Origin of the sequence: Shewanella sp. 5S214 (assembly GCF_041439795.1) — a bacterium.
GTDB lineage: Bacteria > Pseudomonadota > Gammaproteobacteria > Enterobacterales > Shewanellaceae > Shewanella > Shewanella vesiculosa.
In genome coordinates, this window is record NZ_JBGOOV010000047.1 from 1 (window position 1) to 17,033 (window position 17,033).

Here is a 17,033-nt window from a genome sequence, read left to right on the forward strand (position 1 = left end):
CAATGACGTTAGGGATCCCCAATTTGCGTTTACCGCCATCGGGTTTGTCGATCTCTACGCGCCTGACCGCTGAGGGTTACACACACATCACACCATTTTGTCTAATGAATTTTGCCAAAAAATACATTCCTCAAAGGGATTTAATTGAAAAGCCAGCGATGCACGACATTCAGATTCTACAGCAAACTTTACAAAGCCAATGTCCTCACATTAACAAAAAAAGATCTAAAACTCAGACACGCTCTCGAAACCAAGACAACGATCAAACATGCCATAAAACGCATCGACCGACCGTTCGAAAATCACCAACAGAATCGGGGAAAGAAGCTATTTGTCAAAGACATGCAAGTCTTGTTACACATGTTAAACCATATCCCGTCATTGCGAATTATTGGTCTAATGTTCGACGCTGCGCGCATTCATTAAAGTCGGTGGCCGAGCCGTCACGATCCTTCCCCAACAGTTATAATAAACGACTTTGATATACTTTAGGTTATGCGAAATTAGTCTAAATGCACATACTCGTTTTCAAGGTTTTATCCAGAAATGGGTTAAAGGCGTAACACGTTTATGTCCAAAAGTGAGCTTAAAAATGATCAAACTTTATTATCAAGAAATGACATTCGTCCTCAGATAAATTATCAAACTATTGCGTTGTTACCGCTCATGACAACCTTAATTTTTTATCAAACTTTAATATGGTCATACAATATCTGGGTTATGTGTGTTCCAGCACTGACTGTTGCTAAAAATATTTTGGATCGAATTCTCGATGGATCAATTTTACTCAGTGTCGTTCTCCCTTTAAACGAACCTGATCCATTTAGCTTAGGTGTTAGGCCAACATATACTTAGCTTTTGAAAAGTTTTTAGCTGAAAATAAATAGGTTAACTCTCGGGACATTACTTTACCTATACCGATGACACTCACCCCGACAACCGTAAATCACAAGAACTCAACTGCGGCAATGCAGATTCCCATTCAGATGTGAACTACTTGCAGCTAAAGCAGGGAGTAGTTCACTAAATGTGCCAGAACGCCATTTTTAGATCATAAATGAAACTGTCTAAAGGGCGAACTAAAATGACCTAACTCTTTAGGTAAATCTCGCCAAGGGATACCTGTTCGAAGCGGTAAATAATAAGGACATATTCAAGGGGAACCTAAACTTGGCTTAACAGGCCAGGACAGAACGAATATTGTTCCCCCACGATCCGATGGCAGGCAGACCACTTGGCCGCCGTGAGCTTCAGCAATTGTTTTAACCACTGCGAGACCGAGTCCACTGCCACCACTTTTTCGAGAGCGAGACGGATCAATTCGGCGAAATGCCTCGAATATGTAGCTTACAGCTTCATCAGGAATACCAGGGCCTTCATCTTCTACGGTTAGATAACAGATTGTCCCCGCGCTGTAGAGTCGTACAGTCAAAGTACCAGGTTCAGCATGCTGGCGTGCATTTTCCAGCAGCGCCATCAACGCCTGACGTATTCGTATAGCATCACAGTAAACTTTAAGTCTTGTATCGAGTTCCTGCTTCAGTATGAGTCCCTTAGCATCTAACACCGCAGCGAAAGTCTCAATCACTGCAATTAATTCCTCTGCTAAGCAGACCTCATCGCGTTGTAACTCTAGATGACCACTATCATTGAGGCTCAGCACCCGTAAATCATCGATCAGGTGATTAAGGCCTTCAACCTGCCGTAATAGTCCTTCGAAGATTTCACTGCAGGGACTAAAAACACCTTCAGCTAGTCCCTGCAAACGACCACGCAGAATGGTGACTGGGGTACGAAATTCGTGAGCGATTGCCGCATTCCAAAACTCCCGTTCGCGGGTCATAAACTCTAGACGCTCGGCCATTGCATTGAAGTCACTCACCAGTTGCGCCGTCTCCCCCATAGTATCTTGGTCCATTCGCGCACGCGCGTTGAGCTTGCCTTGGGCAACTTCGCGTAGGCTATATGCAACAGAGTTCAGAGGAGTAAGAATTCGTCGTGACAGGCGAATGGCAACAAATAGCGCCATCCCCAATGCGGTGATAATAGTGCAAATTATCCAGATCATCTCCACCCGTGATGGCATCCAGGTTTCGGATATACTGCCTGGCAGATAGGCAACCGCAATGGCATAGAATACATAGGAGCCGAACACTGACAGAAAAATGATGCCTAACGTCATTACCGCTAAGGACTGGACAATTTGCCTGCGCAAGCCCGGGGCTTGCCTCATACTTCACCACCAAAGCGATAACCAACACCCCAAACACTGAGCGGCACGGCATGAATATCGAGGGCTTCAAGTTTTTTACGTAACTTACTGATATGACTGTCTACAGTTCGTTCCTGAGTATAGCCCTCAGGCAAGCAATTAATCAAGAGAGCCTCACGGCTGAAAACACGTTTCGGTGTACGCATCAGGCAGGCGAGCAGTTTGAACTCGGTCAAGGTCAGATTCAGTACCTGCTGCTGACCGTTACAAATTACGCTGGCTTCGTGGCTGTCTAAATCGATTTGGAACTGACCTACGCGCAACATTTGAGTATTTATGGACATGTTAGAGCGGGCGCGCCGCAGTACTGCCTGCGCCCTAGCCACCACCTCGGCGGGGTTAAATGGTTTAACCACGTAGTCGTCAGCACCGAGGCGTAAACCTATTAATTTATCGATATCTTGATCAAGCGCGGTGAGCATGATCACCGGCGTGTCACCACGGGAGCGAATTTCATTCAGTACTTTCCAGCCATCGAGATTCGGCATCTGCACATCGAGCAGCAATAAATCTGGCTTAAATGTTTGATGCATAGCTAGCGCTTGGATTCCATCAATTGCGTGTTGAGTTCGCAGCCCACTGCGTTGAAAATAAGCAATAAGGATATCGGCAATCTCTGCTTCATCTTCTGCAATTAATACAAGTGCCGAAGTCGTAGGACTTACGGATGTATTGAAATTAGACATAAATTGCTCCAAAGTTAAAATTGTTGAACTTTATCACTCCCTCCATACATTCTCCACACTATCTCGAATAATTCGCAATAGTGACTTGTCATAATTCAGCATTAGTTCTCTAGCGTTTAATAAAACGCCATTAGTGAGATCGCTGTACATTGAGGAGAGTAGATTATGTACATCAAACAGCGGCACTTAAGCTTTGTGTTAGTTTTAGGAATTGCCGTGTTGGGATTGGTAGGTTGTGATTCAACGGTACAGGATAAAGAAACAACTGATCCGATTCAGGTGTCAGTAATGACACTAGAAAATGAAGAGCTGTTAGTCACTAAAGACCTACCAGGTCGTGTCGCTGCGGTTTGCAGCGCTGAGATCCGCGCGCAAATTAGCGGTATAGTGCAAGGTCGTCTATTCGAACAGGGCACCGAGATAACATCTGGCACAGTGCTGTTTCAAATAAATCCAGCGCCATTTAAAGCTGATGTCGATATTGCTGCTGCAGCGTTACAGCGTGCCGAAGTTGTATGGGTTCGGGCTCGTCAAGAAGCCGATCGCTTAGCCTCTTTGATACAAACCAAGGCCGTCAGCCAACAAATCCATGACGATGCTATTTCCCAGCGTGATCAGGCTGCCGCAGATGTAGCCCAAACCAAAGCTACGCTGGCACGGCGTCAGTTAGATCTACAGTTTGCCAGCGTCGAGGCACCAATCTCCGGACGTATAGATGAAGCATTAGTGAGTGAAGGGGCATTGGTCTCACCGACCGATGCCACACCCATGGCGAGGATCCAACAAATCAACCAAGTGTACGTTGATGTACGTCTTCCAGCATCAATGTTGGAGGCGATGCGTCAGCAGGCAAGCTCAGGACTCCCAGAGTTGGCTGTTGAGATTCTAAGCAGTGGTGGCGAGCCTCTTGGCATGCAAGGGCACATCTTATTTTCAGGTATTCAGGTAGATGCAGGTACTGGCGATGTACTGCTACGCGTACTGGTAGATAACCCACTGCATCGTCTGTTGCCCGGTCTTTTTGTAAAAGCTCGCATTCCACAAACTTACTATCCTACGACTCTGAACGTGCTTCAGCAGGCAGTGACTCGCAAGGCTGGTCAACCCCAAGTGTGGGTGCTTGATGAGCAAGATAAAGTGCAGCCTGTGGCTGTTAAGGTCGATGAATTGGTGGCAGGTCGCTATCACGTAGTATCCGGCCTAACCGCTGGTCAGCAGATAGTTGTTGAAGGTATCGAACGCCTAAGCCCTGCAGCACAGGTAAATGCGCGACCTTGGCAACCCTCTGTAGTTCCTCAGCAACTTAGCGCTGTCGTGCACTAAATTTGGAGAAGTCGCCATGCCCCAGTTTTTCATCAACCGCCCAGTTTTTGCTTGGGTGATAGCCTTATTTATCGTACTGATTGGCGTCATCGCCATTCCACAATTACCCATCTCCCGCTACCCATCAGTGGCACCCGTGTCGGTGAGCATTTATGCCGCTTATCCAGGAGCAACGCCACAGACACTTAATGACTCTGTAGTAAGCCTTGTCGAGCGTGAACTATCGGGGGTAAAAAACCTACTGTACTTCGAATCATCAGTTGACAGCTCTGGCAGTGCACAAATAACCGCCACCTTCAAACCGGGCACTGATGCGGAACTAGCCCAAGTTGATGTGCAAAATCGTATTAAGGCTGTCGAACCACGCTTACCTCAAGTTGTACGGCAGAGCGGTCTGCAGGTTGAGTCAGCCGCTTCAAGCTTTTTGATGATGATTGGTATGACGTCACCTAACGGTCAATTCGACGAAGTCGCGCTAAACGACTATTTGGCGCGAAATATTGTCGAGGAGCTGCGCCGAATCGACGGTGTTGGTCGCGTGCAATTATTCGGTGCCGAGCAAGCCATGCGCATCTGGGTAGATCCGAATAAACTCACCGCCTATGGCCTGACAATGAACGAGCTTGCTACAGCTATCGAGCAGCAGAACGCACAAATAGCCCCAGGGCGACTCGGTGATGAACCTGTCTTACAGGGACAACGACTGACGATCCCCCTAACGGTGCAAGGACAACTCAGCACGCCCGAGGAGTTCGCTGCTATCGTCCTACGTGCCGATACCGATGGCGCAAAATTGGTGCTCGCAGATGTGGCTCGGGTAGAGCTGGGCTCTCAGTCCTATGGTTTTTCTAACCGTGAGAATGGTGTGGCGGCGACCAGTGCTGCTATCCAGCTATCGCCAGGAGCAAACGCTGTACGCACAGCTTATGCGGTACGTGAACGCTTAGCCGAACTTGCGCCGATGATGCCAGTTGGCATGAACCACTCAGTGCCATTCGATACAGCTCCCTTCGTCAAAGTGTCTATAGAGAAAGTAATCTATACTCTTTTTGAAGCTATGGCGCTGGTATTTATGGTGATGTTCCTGTTCCTGCAGAACCTGCGCTACACACTGATCCCAGCAATCGTCGCGCCCATAGCGCTACTCGGTACCTTCGCGGTGATGTTACTGGCAGGCTTCTCAATCAACTCTCTGACCATGTTCGGCATAGTGCTGGCCATTGGCATTATTGTTGACGATGCTATTGTGGTGGTGGAAAACGTTGAGCGACTGATGGCAACCCAAGGACTCTCGCCGCGGGAGGCAACATCACAAGCGATGAAGGAAATTACCGGCGCGGTGATCGGTATCACGCTAGTGCTGACCGCCGTATTCATCCCCATGGCCTTCGGTAGCGGCTCAGTGGGAGTGATCTACCAACAATTCACTTTGTCGATGGCGGTGTCTATTCTGTTTTCGGCCTTCCTCGCACTGACCCTAACGCCAGCACTATGCGCCACGCTACTGCGCCCAGTTAGTGCTGATCACCATCAAAAAGGCGGTTTCTTCGGTGCTTTCAACCGTGGATTTGAACAACTCACCACAAGCTACAGTGAACGCGTAGCACGATTGGTTGGACGCAGTGGACGTATGATGGCGGCATTTGTCGTACTCTGCGCTGTGCTGGTCCTCGCTGCAGGGCAATTGCCGTCGTCCTTTCTACCAGAAGAAGATCAAGGCTATTTCATGACCTCCATCCAATTACCCACTGGCGCAACCAGCGAGCGCACGCTGGTTGTGGTCAAAGCCTACGAGGCGCACGTTGCATCGCGCCCAACGCTGGATGCAAATATGGTTGTGCAGGGCTTTAGCTTTGCAGGCTCCGGCCCCAATGCAGCCATGGCCTTCACCATGCTCAAGGACTGGGATCAACGAAATGGCGTCACAGCTGCCGAAGAAGCGGCACTGGCGCAACAAGCTATGGCTGATAACGTTGAAGGCACGGTGATGACCATGATGCCGCCAGCCATTGATGAGCTGGGCACATCCTCCGGTTTCACTCTGTTCCTGCAGGATAGATCTAACCGGGGCGAGGCGGCATTGCAAGCAGCACTGGCACAATTGCTGGCACTTGCTGCGCAAAGCGAGGTGGTCAGCGATGTCTACCCAGATGGCCTGCCGCCCGGTGAGAGTATTAGCCTAGATATCAATCGACCAAAAGCCGAGGCTATGGGTCTATCTTTTGCTACCTTGAGCAGCACACTTTCGGCGGCCATGGGATCACTGTATGTCAATGATTTTCCAAATAATGGACGTATGCAGCAGGTCATTCTACAAGCAGAAGCATCTGCACGAATGCAGCTAGATGACGTGCTAAACCTGCGGGTGCGTAATGCTAGCGGGGGCATGGTGCCGCTGCGCGAGGTTGTGACGTCACAATGGAGCAAGTCGCCACAGCAAATGATGCGCTTTCAAGGCTTTCCAGCAGTGCGAATTTCGGGAGGTGCTGCGCTAGGCGTTTCCAGCGGAGCCGCTATGGCTGAAATGGAACGCCTAGTGGCACAGTTACCAACAGGCTATTCGATAGCGTGGACGGGGGCATCATTGCAAGAGCGCCAATCGGCGGCGCAGGCACCATTGCTGATATTGCTGTCCGCTCTGGTAGTATTTCTGGTACTCGCTGCGTTGTACGAAAGCTGGTCGATCCCACTGTCGGTGATGCTAGTCGTGCCGCTGGGTCTGCTGGGTGCGGTAGCGGCAGTAATGCTGCGTGATATGCCTAACGATGTGTTCTTCAAGGTGGGAATGATCACCATCATCGGCCTATCGGCAAAAAACGCCATCCTCATCGTCGAGTTCGCCCGCCAATTGCACGTAGAGGGCCATACGCTGATAGATGCTGCAGTGACCGCTGCACGCCTGCGTCTACGTCCAATTCTGATGACATCACTAGCATTTACTCTCGGAGTAATACCATTGATGCTTGCGAGCGGTGCCAGCGCAGAAACTCAGCATGCTATCGGTACTGGTGTATTCGGTGGCATGCTCAGTGGCACCTTGCTGGCGATATTCTTCGTACCGGCGTTTTTTGTCTTTGTCATCGGCACACAAGAGCGCTTGAGAACTTGGCCTGCGCGGCATAAGACTGGCAAATAAACTCACTAACTCAGATGCTCAGTAGGAAAGTCTAGCTACACCATCCTACTGAGCACTAGAGAGCTGGTTAAAATATCTGTAATAATATAAGAAACTGGAAATATTGATTCAGTAATAATTTTTGTTTATGCAACACTTAAGCATCAATACTCAAGCCTGTGAAGACTCTAATTGTAGTGACAGCCTAACTCACTATTCTGTTTATAAATAAAACTATCTGACATTAATTTATGAGCATTCCATGATCAATTAAACACGGATGAGTTAGAATACTGATAAGTAGAAAAAGACAAACTCAGTTAATTCATTAAAATATTGCTCATAATCTTCTTCACTGATTTCTTGTAATACTAAAACGTCATTGAATATTCTATGGTTGTCGTTTCTAAACGTATTGGTTTGACTGTGAATGCGGTCGACTTTAGTGTTTGGTTAAAAACTAAAGACCATCGTTAAATGTTGTTATAACCTAGTGCTGCAGTCAATGACCTAATTTTTACCCTCTAATTTACTTAAGTCAACTGGAGGGTAAAAGATTACTTATTTTCTTATTTCTTGGTTAACTTATATAACTTTGTCCAGCATAGATGATGAAGTGTCGTAATGCTAAAACCCCCGTCAAACTGCAACAGGCAACTGATATCATGATGGCTTTAGTGTGACGAGCATTGGCAGGTAAAAACATAGACAGAATAGGAACGATAAACCCGATTCCGACTACACCTATCCAAAACACGCTGGCCCAAATGTCGGTACTTAACGATGCTAATGCTTCAGCTGCTGCGCCTCCGGTGAAATAAAGAGTACTAAACAGCATCACTAAAAACATCATTTCAGACACGATTACCGGTAAATCAAGGCTGTGCATTTTTGCCACATCGTTATCATGGGGGCTGCTATTAAAACAGGTTAACGCAACGATTACGTTACCCGCTGCTCCCGCTGATAAACCAGATGCTAAAAACAATGCAGGTAAAACTGCAGTATTGAGCATTGGGTAGGCATTCATGGCCGAGATTAAAAAGCCAGTATACGCACCAACACCTATAGCAAGTACAAACAGTAGGATTTCGATTACTTTACGCATTGGCAATAGCATGTGCCCTATTGAGGCTAAAAATCCTAACTTCCACTTTGGTAAATCATCTCGCAATACAATCAATGCATAAGCAATACCTAAAGGTGAATAAGCCAATAGGGCCAAAACACCAATCGCCATTACAGATGTAAAATTATAATTGACTAAAATGAGCCAAAAATGAAATGGTTTGGTTAAATCAAACACTAAACAGGCCAAACCTAAGCTTATGGCTACTGGCCCGATAATGGCAGAGGCTTTTAATATCGAAGTTTCAATATTGCCCCCTTTACTATACCAACGCATACCAATAGCAATGAGTACGCTACCTGCAGATAAACCGGCCATAAATAAATAAACGGCGATAATCCAGTTCCATGTCACTGGATCATATTGCGCCATGTCGCCCCATATATTGTTCATGACTCTATCCCTCCCCGTTTAGTCGGAACACGGTACACTCGTGGTTTGGTACCTAAATGCGTTTTGTCTTGATAGGTTATTTTTGTATTCAGTAATTGAGCAACATCACTTTTGCTGTCGTTAGCATCGCCAAAATACAATGCATCTGTTGGGCATGCTGTAACACAAGCGGGTTGTTCACCTCTGGCTAGGCGCGTTTCTTTACAGAAATTGCATTTGTCTGCAGCCTTGGTTATGGGATTCATAAAGCGCACTTTGTATGGACATGCCGCGACACAATACATACAGCCAACGCACTTATCGTTATGAATAGACACTAAGCCATTTTCGTCTATGTAAGCGGCACCTGTAGGGCAAACACGGACACAAGGTGCGTCTTCGCATTGCTGACAGGACACACGATGATATTTAAAATGTAAGTTTGGTGCTTCACCAAAAGGACCTTCCACCCTAACTTGCAGGCGTGTTACCCCTTCAGGAACTTCGTTTTCACTACGACAAGCTATATTGCAAGCTTGGCAGCCGATGCATTTATTTTCATCATGCACCATGACATATCGTTTGCTCATAGGAGACTCCAAATCAATTAGTTACCGGCTAAATTTTTACCAACTTGACACCCGTGGTATGTAAATTCATGCCACAGATTGGGGCGATGACATTAGGAAGTAGGTTGCCGCAATGGATACCTTTTCCAGTGGCTCGCACCAGTTCTTTATTTTTGGAGCCAAAACCCATGTATGCGAACACAGTATCTTGACGAATCCCCGGGGTGACTAGAGCGGTTCCTTCTTCACGGCCCACACTGCTGGTTAATCTAATCGCATCACCGCTATGGATATCGAGTCGCCCAGCCGTTATTGGATGGATCCAAATCGCATTTTTCGACATAAGATTGGCTAGCATTGGAATATTATGGGTGGCGCCATTGGTGTGTACCGCGACCTTCCCTTGTATAAAATACAACTCATCAGCTTGTTTTAGTTGTACATCGCGATGCTTAATCACACCTCGACCTGGTGCCATGCTTTCTATTTTGGGTGACGTTAACTCAATCTTGCCGCTGGGTGTTTTAAAGCTCATTGAGCTTGCATAAGTACCGTCTGCATCAACACTTTTGGCATTGGGATAAGCCTTAACGAATTCGGTAACCATTTCAGGTTCACGCAACATCAATGGCTTACCGTAGCTGACGTAACCCCTTATTTTGATGTGTTCCAATAAGCTATGATCGCGATTCAGCTGCATTAATTGCAATGTTTGTATATTGTCCCAAGGGTAAAATTGTTCTAGCCCTAAGGCGTGACCTAATTCTTTAAATATTTGCCAGCTTGGACGAGTATTACCAATGGTTTCAACCACACGTTGACGAACATAATAGGCCGGATTTTTACCTGATTTATCTTGTATCTCTTCATCACGTTCAAGATAAGTCGATTCTGGCAAAATATAATCTGCGTATGCTGCGGTTTCGCTGATATACAGATCGCATGACACCACTAAATCTAGCTTTTTAAGCGATTGCTCTACTTTGGCTCGGTCTGTAAGAGTTTGCATTGGGTTAGTACGGCTCATTACCCATGCTTTTAATTGATAGGGTTTAGCGTCTAATGTTGCATCTAAAATGGTTTGATAAATGCCACCATTTGACCACATCATTGCATACTGCTTTTCAACCTGGTCAATACGGATTGCCGTTGGCTTAGGCATGCCTTTAACACCCGGTTTGGCTAGCGTTGGGGCCACCTTCTCACCGGCAAATTTATTGTAGCCAGGTGCTTTCTGGCCCATGTAAATGCCCCCTTTTCGTTCGATGTTGCCAATCAATATGTTGGCTGCATATAGCGCACGGCGCATATCGAACTCTTCAGGGGTAAAGGTAGATCTGTGGCCAAAATCAACAACGGCGTGTGGAGCGTGGCTTGCGTATTCATGTGCAATACGTCGAATGGCAGTGGCAGACACATCTGAAATAGTTTCGGCCCATTCTGGGGTATATTTTTGTACTTCAGCGGCGAACTCATCAAAACCAAAAACATATTTTTCAATGAAGTCATGGTCATATAAATTGTCATTAATCAACACATGACATAACGCTAACGCGACCGCGACGTCGGTACCCGGACGTATTGCATGCCACTCATCAGCCTTATCTGCCACAATCGAGAATCTAGGTTCAAATACGACCAACTTGGCTCCTCTATCCATTTGAGCTTGCATCAAGCCTCTTGTTTCAGACATATTGATGCCTTCATACAAGTTATGCCCAAAGTTGATGATGTATTTGGCATTGCTCAAATCACGCTTCATTTTGGTGCCAAATATTGCCTTAGCAGCAACAACATAACTTCCCGGGCACGTTGAGGCATGAGTAAATGTATTGGGCGATCCAAAAGCCTCAGCAAGATGAAATATATGTCCTGAAAGTGAACCAGACTTTGAAGAGAACGCTATGGTTTCTGCACCATATTGTTGTTTTATTTGGTTCATTTTGGTGGCGATTTCTTTATAAGCATCAGCCCATGAAATCTCTGCCCATTCACCTGCGCCGCGTTCACCCACACGCTTAAGTGGATTAACGATACGCTGTGGATCGTAAAGTAAGCTATGGCCCGCTCCACCTCGGGCGCAGACTTTGCCACCAAACGATTTAGCTTCTTTATTACCAGTAATAAATACGTTTTTGCCATCTACAATGCGTGCCTTAATAGGACACCGCGTTGAACACATTTCACAAATACTGGCAACTTCAGAAGCAACACCTTTTAAGGGTGATTTTTCTAACGCTGCTAGCGAACCAGGAAGCATGCTTGCTAAAGCACATGTGGCACCACTGGCACCCGCTCCCTTTAAAAAATGACGTCGATTTAACTCAATCATGATTGCCCCCTTCATCTTCAACGAAGCACGAAGTTTATTTCTGTTTACTTATTATTAATGGTACTAACCAGACCCAAACTGTAGTAAGCATCATCGCTAACACCATTGTTAATCCATATGTAAATTAAGGGTATTGTGGTAAACCACATTGAGGGGCGTGATTTGATTGATGTCACGGTTTAACATCTCAATAAGTTGAGATAAGCAAAAAAGACAGGTTGGAATAAAAGTAATCAGGGGTATTTGATTGATTAATCTGGCATAGCATTTAATGGGATAACAATGAGAACACGGCAACCATTTCGCCACGGTGGGCTTGGATCATCTTTGCATTTTGATAAGTTTATCTGACCACCAAAATGCGCAATAACATCACTACAAATAGCCAGTCCTAGCCCTAAGCCATTGGCTTTGGTAGAAAAGAAACTTGTTTTAAAATCATCGTTGGCACAGGTTAACCCAATACCATTATCATAAAATTTCAGCTGTAAACTTTGCTCAACAATGTGAAAATCTATCAATATCCGTTTGCGGCTATGAAGTGGAAACTCTTTTTCAGACACTGCATCAATGGCATTTTTTAACACGTTAATCAACACCTGACAAAAACCAACTTTATCACCATGCAGCTTAATTTTATTGGTAGTGAATTGAGTTTTGATGTTGATTTTTTCTTTTTCGAACTCATGCTCTAGTAAGTCTAGGCAAATCATTAATTGTTCTTGTACATCAAACTCAGTACTTGCAGTACCTTTTCGTTGCAACAATTCTCTGATCCTATGAACGATTTCTCCAGCACGCATTGACTGCTGGTGTATTTTTTCAAGTAATTGGTATTGTACTGAGTTTGTACCAACGTTTTTTGCCTGCTCAATCATACCACCTTCACTATATTGTGTAATGGCCGCAATGGGTTGATTGAGTTCGTGAGCTAAACCGGCTCCTATTTCACCTAAAATTGCTGCGCTTTGCATGCGCTCAAGCTGCAATGCTTTATTTTTCAATTGGCGCTCTGTATTGATTAAGAACTCGCTCTTTTGTCTAAATTTATATTCCAACCAAAGATGATAAATGGTCGCGATAACAAATAAACCCAATAAACTAAAGCCCCATTTTTGATTAAGCTTTATCCATTGCCACACCTGTAGATGCACAGGGCTATCATCTGCATTTAAGTTAAGATCTTTAAACAATTTAACCACTTGAAACTGGCTAATGGGAGCAGCCCAGCCTCGATTTTGTCCGATGATTGACGCTGGGTCATCCATACTTATCGACAGTAATGCCCGAGTGATCCCCGTTCTCACCATTAACGGCACCGCATCCGACGATGCAAACGACCAATTCGGATATAAAGGGGTGCTTACAGCACATTCATAATCAGCTGGAGTGACATCATTTATTACACGATAATCGCTAGCCTCGATATAACCCTCTGCACCCATCTGTTCTAAAGTACAAAATGGAGTAATGGCTATATCAGCTGTGCCATCGCGGACTTGATAAATAAGCGGTTCAAGAGGAAAACCGAGAAAAGTCACTTTGGAAAAGAAGTTATTGATCGAATAATCCATTGAATGGATTAGCCCTATCGCGGCTTGGTACCCTCCTAATGCATTAGGATCACTGGCCACCACGGAATGACCAGCAAGATCTTCTACACTAAACAAATGACTGTCTTTACGGACGATAATAGTCGCACCTATCGCAAAGGTGCTGCCATTATGTTGATTGCTCTTCATGGTTGCCAACCAGGAAATTGGATAGTCGCCACTCATATTAAAGTAATGGCCAGGATTGGTGACAACAAACTGTATGTCGCCACTGATTAGCTTTTGATTCATGTTGTTGAAGTCTAACGGCACAACTTCAAAGCTGGCATTGGCAACATTTTGGCTTAAATAGTCCATTAATGGCTGCCAGCGTTCAATACTTTTAGCTACACCATAATTGGCAAGCACTGCAACTCGGTAATGTACTTCTGTTGGAGTCGTAATGGGTTTTTCAATGTCCGCATCAGGTGTTACAGGCTGCGCACTTGCTTGAGTTAAATATCCAGCAAGAATTAATGAAAGTGCTCCAATCAGCAAAGTTTCAATTCGCATCCGTAACCTTTTAGCCATCTAACAATATTTAGTTAATCGGTACTTAGTCATAAACAAAGCAACCTGTTTTTTGCAACAAACTCAGTGTAGTGCAACTTAATTAACAAAACAGATGCACACAGCACAAAAGCGATCAAACAATTTGATCCACAATCAACAATGCTTACACTGTATTAACGTTTAATGAATTGATACTACATATGCACATGCTTAAAGATATTTATATGGTGGATGATGACCTAGCAATTCTTGATTCTATGCAATTTATGCTATTGCAATATGAATACAACCTACAGATATTCAATAGTGCCATTTCGTTTATTAATACCATTGATATTACTCTACCAGGTTGTCTTATTGTGGACAGCAAAATGCCAGAAATTACAGGCCAAGAACTACAACAAAAATTAATTGCCGCTAACAGTCCGTTAGGCATAATTTTTTTAACCGGTCACGGTGATCTGCCGATGGCGGTAAATGCATTTAGACAAGGGGCCTGTGATTTTTTTCAAAAACCTGTGAACGGTAAAGAGCTGGTTGTCGCTATAGAAAAGGCCTTTACGTGTAGTCATAAGATGTTTGAATCTATTCTGCTGAAACAACGATATAACACGTTAACAGAGCGTGAAATCCAAGTATTGCATCTATTAATTGAAGGCAAAACCAACAAACAAATGGCAGATGAATTATACCTTTCTCTGCGCACAATTGAGGTGCATCGCTCTAAAATCATTAAGAAACTAGCTGTGCATAATGCTGCTGAACTGGCTAAATTCAGCCCTTTATTAGCTTAGTTTTTACTCACAAACAAAATAATATTTAGCCACTTATATTAGTTGGTAAATAGCTGGCATTTGTTTTATTCACTAATGCTTTAGCTTGGTTCCAATTTAATGATTTTGACAAATAAAAACCTTGGATCGTATTGCAACCTAAATTTTTGACATAATTTAATTCTTGTTCACTTTGCACCCCTTCTATGACTTCATCTAACCAATGGATGGTAGCAAGATCGTAAATAATATCAATCAGTGGTTTATTGTCCATCTGAGCATCTCTCATTTGCAGTAAGAATGAGCGATCTATTTTTAATGAGTCCAATCTATAATGGTTTAAATGGCTAAAGCCTATTGTTCAACTATGGTGTTAACATTATTTTAGCTGTCTGGATCCAATCAGGTTTACCCACATAAGAGATCATGCTCTTTTGTTGTGATTCATAACGATCATGTTAACAATTTTTTTACCTTAAAAAACTGTGCTCAGGCTATTAAAAAATTTGGTAAGGCCTGAGACTTATAGACACTTTTCATGGTAAAAATTGTAACTTAAACCATAAGAGGTCAAACATGAGTAAAGGTACTCGTTATACAACTGAATTTAAGCAAGAAGCCGTCAATCAAGTGATTAAGCACGGTTATTCTGTCAACGATGTATCTGAGCGTTTAGGGATCAGTTCTAAAACCTTATATGCTTGGACTAAAACATTCTCAAAACCGCCAAAACAACGTGACAACGAACAAGACTTACAAACTCAAATAGCTCAGCTTCAGCGTGAATTAAAGCGTGTACAACAGGAGAGAGATATCTTAAAGGAGGCCGCGGTGTTCTTTGCCGTCGAGTCAAAGAACGTTACCCGTTCATAAAATCTCGAAGTGAGACTTATCCAGTCCGTTTGCTGTGCCAAGCGATGAACACGCATCCAAGTGGCTACTATGAATGGCTCAAAACGCCTAATAGTCAGCGCGAGATTAACGCGTTCAAACAATAAAATGCTTAATCGAAGATGAAAATCAACCAGTAAAAACAGTGACTCGCAAAGAGCATTAAGCTCGTAAAGTAGATTTGTTTACTGGTCCGCGTAAATATCATAGAGCCTGGGTTCGCTACCCTATTAGAGCTCGTACATAAGCACGCATTAATTCATCGATAACACATTTTGTTGTTGACAGTGGGGAGTCTACATAAGCGAGTCTGACAATGTAACGATATTCGGATTTTGCCGAATGGGAACTGAATCGTGAGAGGACGCTCCTCCTGATAACCATAAATCTGGTGAGTGCTAGGCAGTCAGTACGACGAACATATGTGAATCCGCGTAAGGTGCGTTACTGTGAAAGCAGCGGAAGTGGTTTATACGCTGTGGCCAAAATGGCATGAGAGCTGGAAAGGGATTATCCGATGCCCTTTCGTGATCGAAATGCTCTCCGCACTATTGCGGGCGTCTACCCTGACATTGCGCGACATACGGAACACGGTAAGCTTGTATCGATCCCATAGGGAAAGCTGTCTGTGAAGATAGCCGATAGTGATGCAGGTAGAGGAGGCTGGAGTAGCCAATGCTGTGTTGTAATGACGCAGATACAGACAAATGTCTGGCACGAAAGTGAGCCCACTTCCAGCTGGTCTCCCGTTGCAAGAGAGTTTGAAGAACTTTAGATGATTTCAAGTGAAATTAGTGCCTCTTCTGACAGTGCTCAATGGCTAGCAATTAACTGGATAGCGGTTAAGCAACATGTATTAAAGCTTCAAATGCGTATTGCAAAAGCAACTAGAGTAGGTAAATGCGGCAAAGCCAAAGCATTGCCGTGGATATTAACTCACTCTACATCAGCAAAATTGCTTGCTGTTAAATGAGTTTCTCAAAATAAAGGCATCAAAACACCTGGAATAGACGGGATCGTTTGGAACAGTGATGATCGTTGTATAGGTGCGGTCAATCAACTGAGTAGAAAGGGCTACCATGCCCAACCGCTCAGGCGTATCTACATCCCCAAGAAAAACGGCAAACTCAGACTTTGTAGTGGCATAGTGATGATGGTGAGAAGTCATCGCTTCATTAGCCACATCATTCACGGCCATGCTCGCTTCTCATTTTAAGAGTATCTAGTTAGACGTTCAGCTCACCTTATTGCGCGACTTATCCTTTTAAGAATCGTTGTTCATCAAACACCGTTTTGTTCTTCAACATGAAATAGACGCAACGGCCAAGCTTATGAGCGAGTGCAGACAACGCTTTAGCCTTACTCATTCTTTTCTGTGATCGATTAAGGTAGTTACGGGCTTTGTCATTGCCTCGCAGGTACAGCACAGCTGCTTCTGAGAATGCCCACTTCAAATGAGCGTTACC

14 protein-coding genes and 2 pseudogenes are annotated in these 17,033 nt (G+C 44.6%); 5 read left to right on the forward strand and 11 right to left on the reverse strand.

What is annotated here, in order from left to right:
• Positions 1 to 686: 686 nt before the first annotated feature.
• The 4 genes and pseudogenes from ACED29_RS20360 to ACED29_RS20375 form a co-directional block, all read right to left on the reverse strand.
• The gene (locus tag ACED29_RS20360; protein ID WP_347690920.1) at positions 687 to 791 is read right to left on the reverse strand and encodes a hypothetical protein; all 105 of its coding nucleotides are present in this window, start codon (positions 789 to 791) and stop codon (positions 687 to 689) included.
• Between the two features lie 263 nt (positions 792 to 1,054).
• Positions 1,055 to 1,132, reverse strand: a pseudogene (locus tag ACED29_RS20365) (IS5/IS1182 family transposase); the annotation flags it as partial.
• 21 nt (positions 1,133 to 1,153) lie between these two features.
• The gene (locus tag ACED29_RS20370; RefSeq protein ID WP_347690909.1) at positions 1,154 to 2,233 is read right to left on the reverse strand and encodes an ATP-binding protein; all 1,080 of its coding nucleotides are present in this window, start codon (positions 2,231 to 2,233) and stop codon (positions 1,154 to 1,156) included.
• Positions 2,230 to 2,958: a response regulator gene (locus ACED29_RS20375; protein ID WP_371698591.1), complete on the reverse strand. Its 729-nt coding sequence runs from the start codon at positions 2,956 to 2,958 to the stop codon at positions 2,230 to 2,232. The genes ACED29_RS20370 and ACED29_RS20375 overlap by 4 nt, the downstream gene beginning before the upstream one ends.
• Before the next feature lie 165 nt (positions 2,959 to 3,123).
• Between ACED29_RS20375 and ACED29_RS20380 the strand changes: the two genes are divergently transcribed.
• Positions 3,124 to 4,281, forward strand: a complete 1,158-nt coding sequence (locus tag ACED29_RS20380) for an efflux RND transporter periplasmic adaptor subunit (RefSeq protein WP_347690911.1) — start codon at positions 3,124 to 3,126, stop codon at positions 4,279 to 4,281.
• A 16-nt stretch (positions 4,282 to 4,297) separates the two neighbouring features.
• Positions 4,298 to 7,417: a multidrug efflux RND transporter permease subunit gene (locus ACED29_RS20385; RefSeq protein ID WP_371698593.1), complete on the forward strand. Its 3,120-nt coding sequence runs from the start codon at positions 4,298 to 4,300 to the stop codon at positions 7,415 to 7,417.
• A gap of 559 nt (positions 7,418 to 7,976) precedes the next feature.
• Here the strand turns inward: ACED29_RS20385 and nrfD are convergent.
• The 4 genes from nrfD to ACED29_RS20405 form a co-directional block, all read right to left on the reverse strand.
• The gene (nrfD, locus tag ACED29_RS20390) at positions 7,977 to 8,918 is read right to left on the reverse strand and encodes an NrfD/PsrC family molybdoenzyme membrane anchor subunit (RefSeq protein WP_347690913.1); all 942 of its coding nucleotides are present in this window, start codon (positions 8,916 to 8,918) and stop codon (positions 7,977 to 7,979) included.
• The gene (locus ACED29_RS20395; RefSeq protein ID WP_347690914.1) at positions 8,915 to 9,487 is read right to left on the reverse strand and encodes a 4Fe-4S dicluster domain-containing protein; all 573 of its coding nucleotides are present in this window, start codon (positions 9,485 to 9,487) and stop codon (positions 8,915 to 8,917) included. The genes nrfD and ACED29_RS20395 overlap by 4 nt, the downstream gene beginning before the upstream one ends.
• Positions 9,488 to 9,515: 28 nt before the next feature.
• The gene (phsA, locus tag ACED29_RS20400) at positions 9,516 to 11,798 is read right to left on the reverse strand and encodes a thiosulfate reductase PhsA (RefSeq protein WP_347690915.1); all 2,283 of its coding nucleotides are present in this window, start codon (positions 11,796 to 11,798) and stop codon (positions 9,516 to 9,518) included.
• Between the two features lie 251 nt (positions 11,799 to 12,049).
• A complete protein-coding gene (locus ACED29_RS20405) occupies positions 12,050 to 13,903 on the reverse strand; it encodes a PhnD/SsuA/transferrin family substrate-binding protein (protein ID WP_347690916.1) in 1,854 nt (617 codons plus the stop codon).
• A gap of 200 nt (positions 13,904 to 14,103) precedes the next feature.
• On the opposite strand from ACED29_RS20405, the gene ACED29_RS20410 reads away from it, so the two are divergent.
• Positions 14,104 to 14,697 carry a response regulator gene (locus ACED29_RS20410; protein ID WP_347690917.1) on the forward strand — a complete coding sequence of 198 codons (594 nt, stop codon included), beginning with the start codon at positions 14,104 to 14,106 and terminating at the stop codon, positions 14,695 to 14,697.
• A 25-nt stretch (positions 14,698 to 14,722) separates the two neighbouring features.
• Here ACED29_RS20410 and ACED29_RS20415 read toward each other — a convergent pair whose 3' ends face one another.
• On the reverse strand, positions 14,723 to 15,034 hold the full coding sequence (locus ACED29_RS20415) for an EAL domain-containing protein (RefSeq protein WP_347690921.1): 312 nt from the start codon (positions 15,032 to 15,034) through the stop codon (positions 14,723 to 14,725).
• 218 nt (positions 15,035 to 15,252) lie between these two features.
• Here ACED29_RS20415 and ACED29_RS20420 point away from each other — a divergent pair, with 218 nt between their 5' ends.
• Positions 15,253 to 15,549 (forward strand): transposase, encoded by a 297-nt coding sequence (locus tag ACED29_RS20420; protein WP_347690918.1) that lies wholly within the window; start codon positions 15,253 to 15,255, stop codon positions 15,547 to 15,549.
• 793 nt (positions 15,550 to 16,342) lie between these two features.
• Positions 16,343 to 16,540: a reverse transcriptase N-terminal domain-containing protein gene (locus ACED29_RS20425; protein WP_371698595.1), complete on the forward strand. Its 198-nt coding sequence runs from the start codon at positions 16,343 to 16,345 to the stop codon at positions 16,538 to 16,540.
• Here the strand turns inward: ACED29_RS20425 and ACED29_RS20430 are convergent.
• Together ACED29_RS20430 and ACED29_RS20435 are read right to left on the reverse strand one after the other, a co-directional pair.
• Positions 16,514 to 16,765 carry a hypothetical protein gene (locus ACED29_RS20430; RefSeq protein WP_371698596.1) on the reverse strand — a complete coding sequence of 84 codons (252 nt, stop codon included), beginning with the start codon at positions 16,763 to 16,765 and terminating at the stop codon, positions 16,514 to 16,516. The two genes, ACED29_RS20425 and ACED29_RS20430, sit on opposite strands and share 27 nt — an antisense overlap.
• 58 nt (positions 16,766 to 16,823) lie before the next feature.
• Positions 16,824 to 17,033, reverse strand: a pseudogene (locus tag ACED29_RS20435) (IS110 family transposase); the annotation flags it as partial.

What these genes read in the sequence shown, in the direction of transcription:
- ACED29_RS20370 (WP_347690909.1), bottom strand. Translation starts at nt 2,233, where the DNA reads ATGAGGCAAGCCCCGGGCTTGCGCAGGCAAATTGTCCAGTCCTTAGCG.
- ACED29_RS20375 (WP_371698591.1), bottom strand. Translation starts at nt 2,958, where the DNA reads ATGTCTAATTTCAATACATCCGTAAGTCCTACGACTTCGGCACTTGTA.
- ACED29_RS20380 (WP_347690911.1), top strand. Translation starts at nt 3,124, where the DNA reads ATGTACATCAAACAGCGGCACTTAAGCTTTGTGTTAGTTTTAGGAATT.
- ACED29_RS20385 (WP_371698593.1), top strand. Translation starts at nt 4,298, where the DNA reads ATGCCCCAGTTTTTCATCAACCGCCCAGTTTTTGCTTGGGTGATAGCC.
- nrfD (WP_347690913.1), bottom strand. Translation starts at nt 8,918, where the DNA reads ATGAACAATATATGGGGCGACATGGCGCAATATGATCCAGTGACATGG.
- ACED29_RS20395 (WP_347690914.1), bottom strand. Translation starts at nt 9,487, where the DNA reads ATGAGCAAACGATATGTCATGGTGCATGATGAAAATAAATGCATCGGC.
- phsA (WP_347690915.1), bottom strand. Translation starts at nt 11,798, where the DNA reads ATGATTGAGTTAAATCGACGTCATTTTTTAAAGGGAGCGGGTGCCAGT.
- ACED29_RS20405 (WP_347690916.1), bottom strand. Translation starts at nt 13,903, where the DNA reads ATGCGAATTGAAACTTTGCTGATTGGAGCACTTTCATTAATTCTTGCT.
- ACED29_RS20410 (WP_347690917.1), top strand. Translation starts at nt 14,104, where the DNA reads ATGCACATGCTTAAAGATATTTATATGGTGGATGATGACCTAGCAATT.
- ACED29_RS20420 (WP_347690918.1), top strand. Translation starts at nt 15,253, where the DNA reads ATGAGTAAAGGTACTCGTTATACAACTGAATTTAAGCAAGAAGCCGTC.
- ACED29_RS20425 (WP_371698595.1), top strand. Translation starts at nt 16,343, where the DNA reads ATGATTTCAAGTGAAATTAGTGCCTCTTCTGACAGTGCTCAATGGCTA.
- ACED29_RS20430 (WP_371698596.1), bottom strand. Translation starts at nt 16,765, where the DNA reads ATGGCCGTGAATGATGTGGCTAATGAAGCGATGACTTCTCACCATCAT.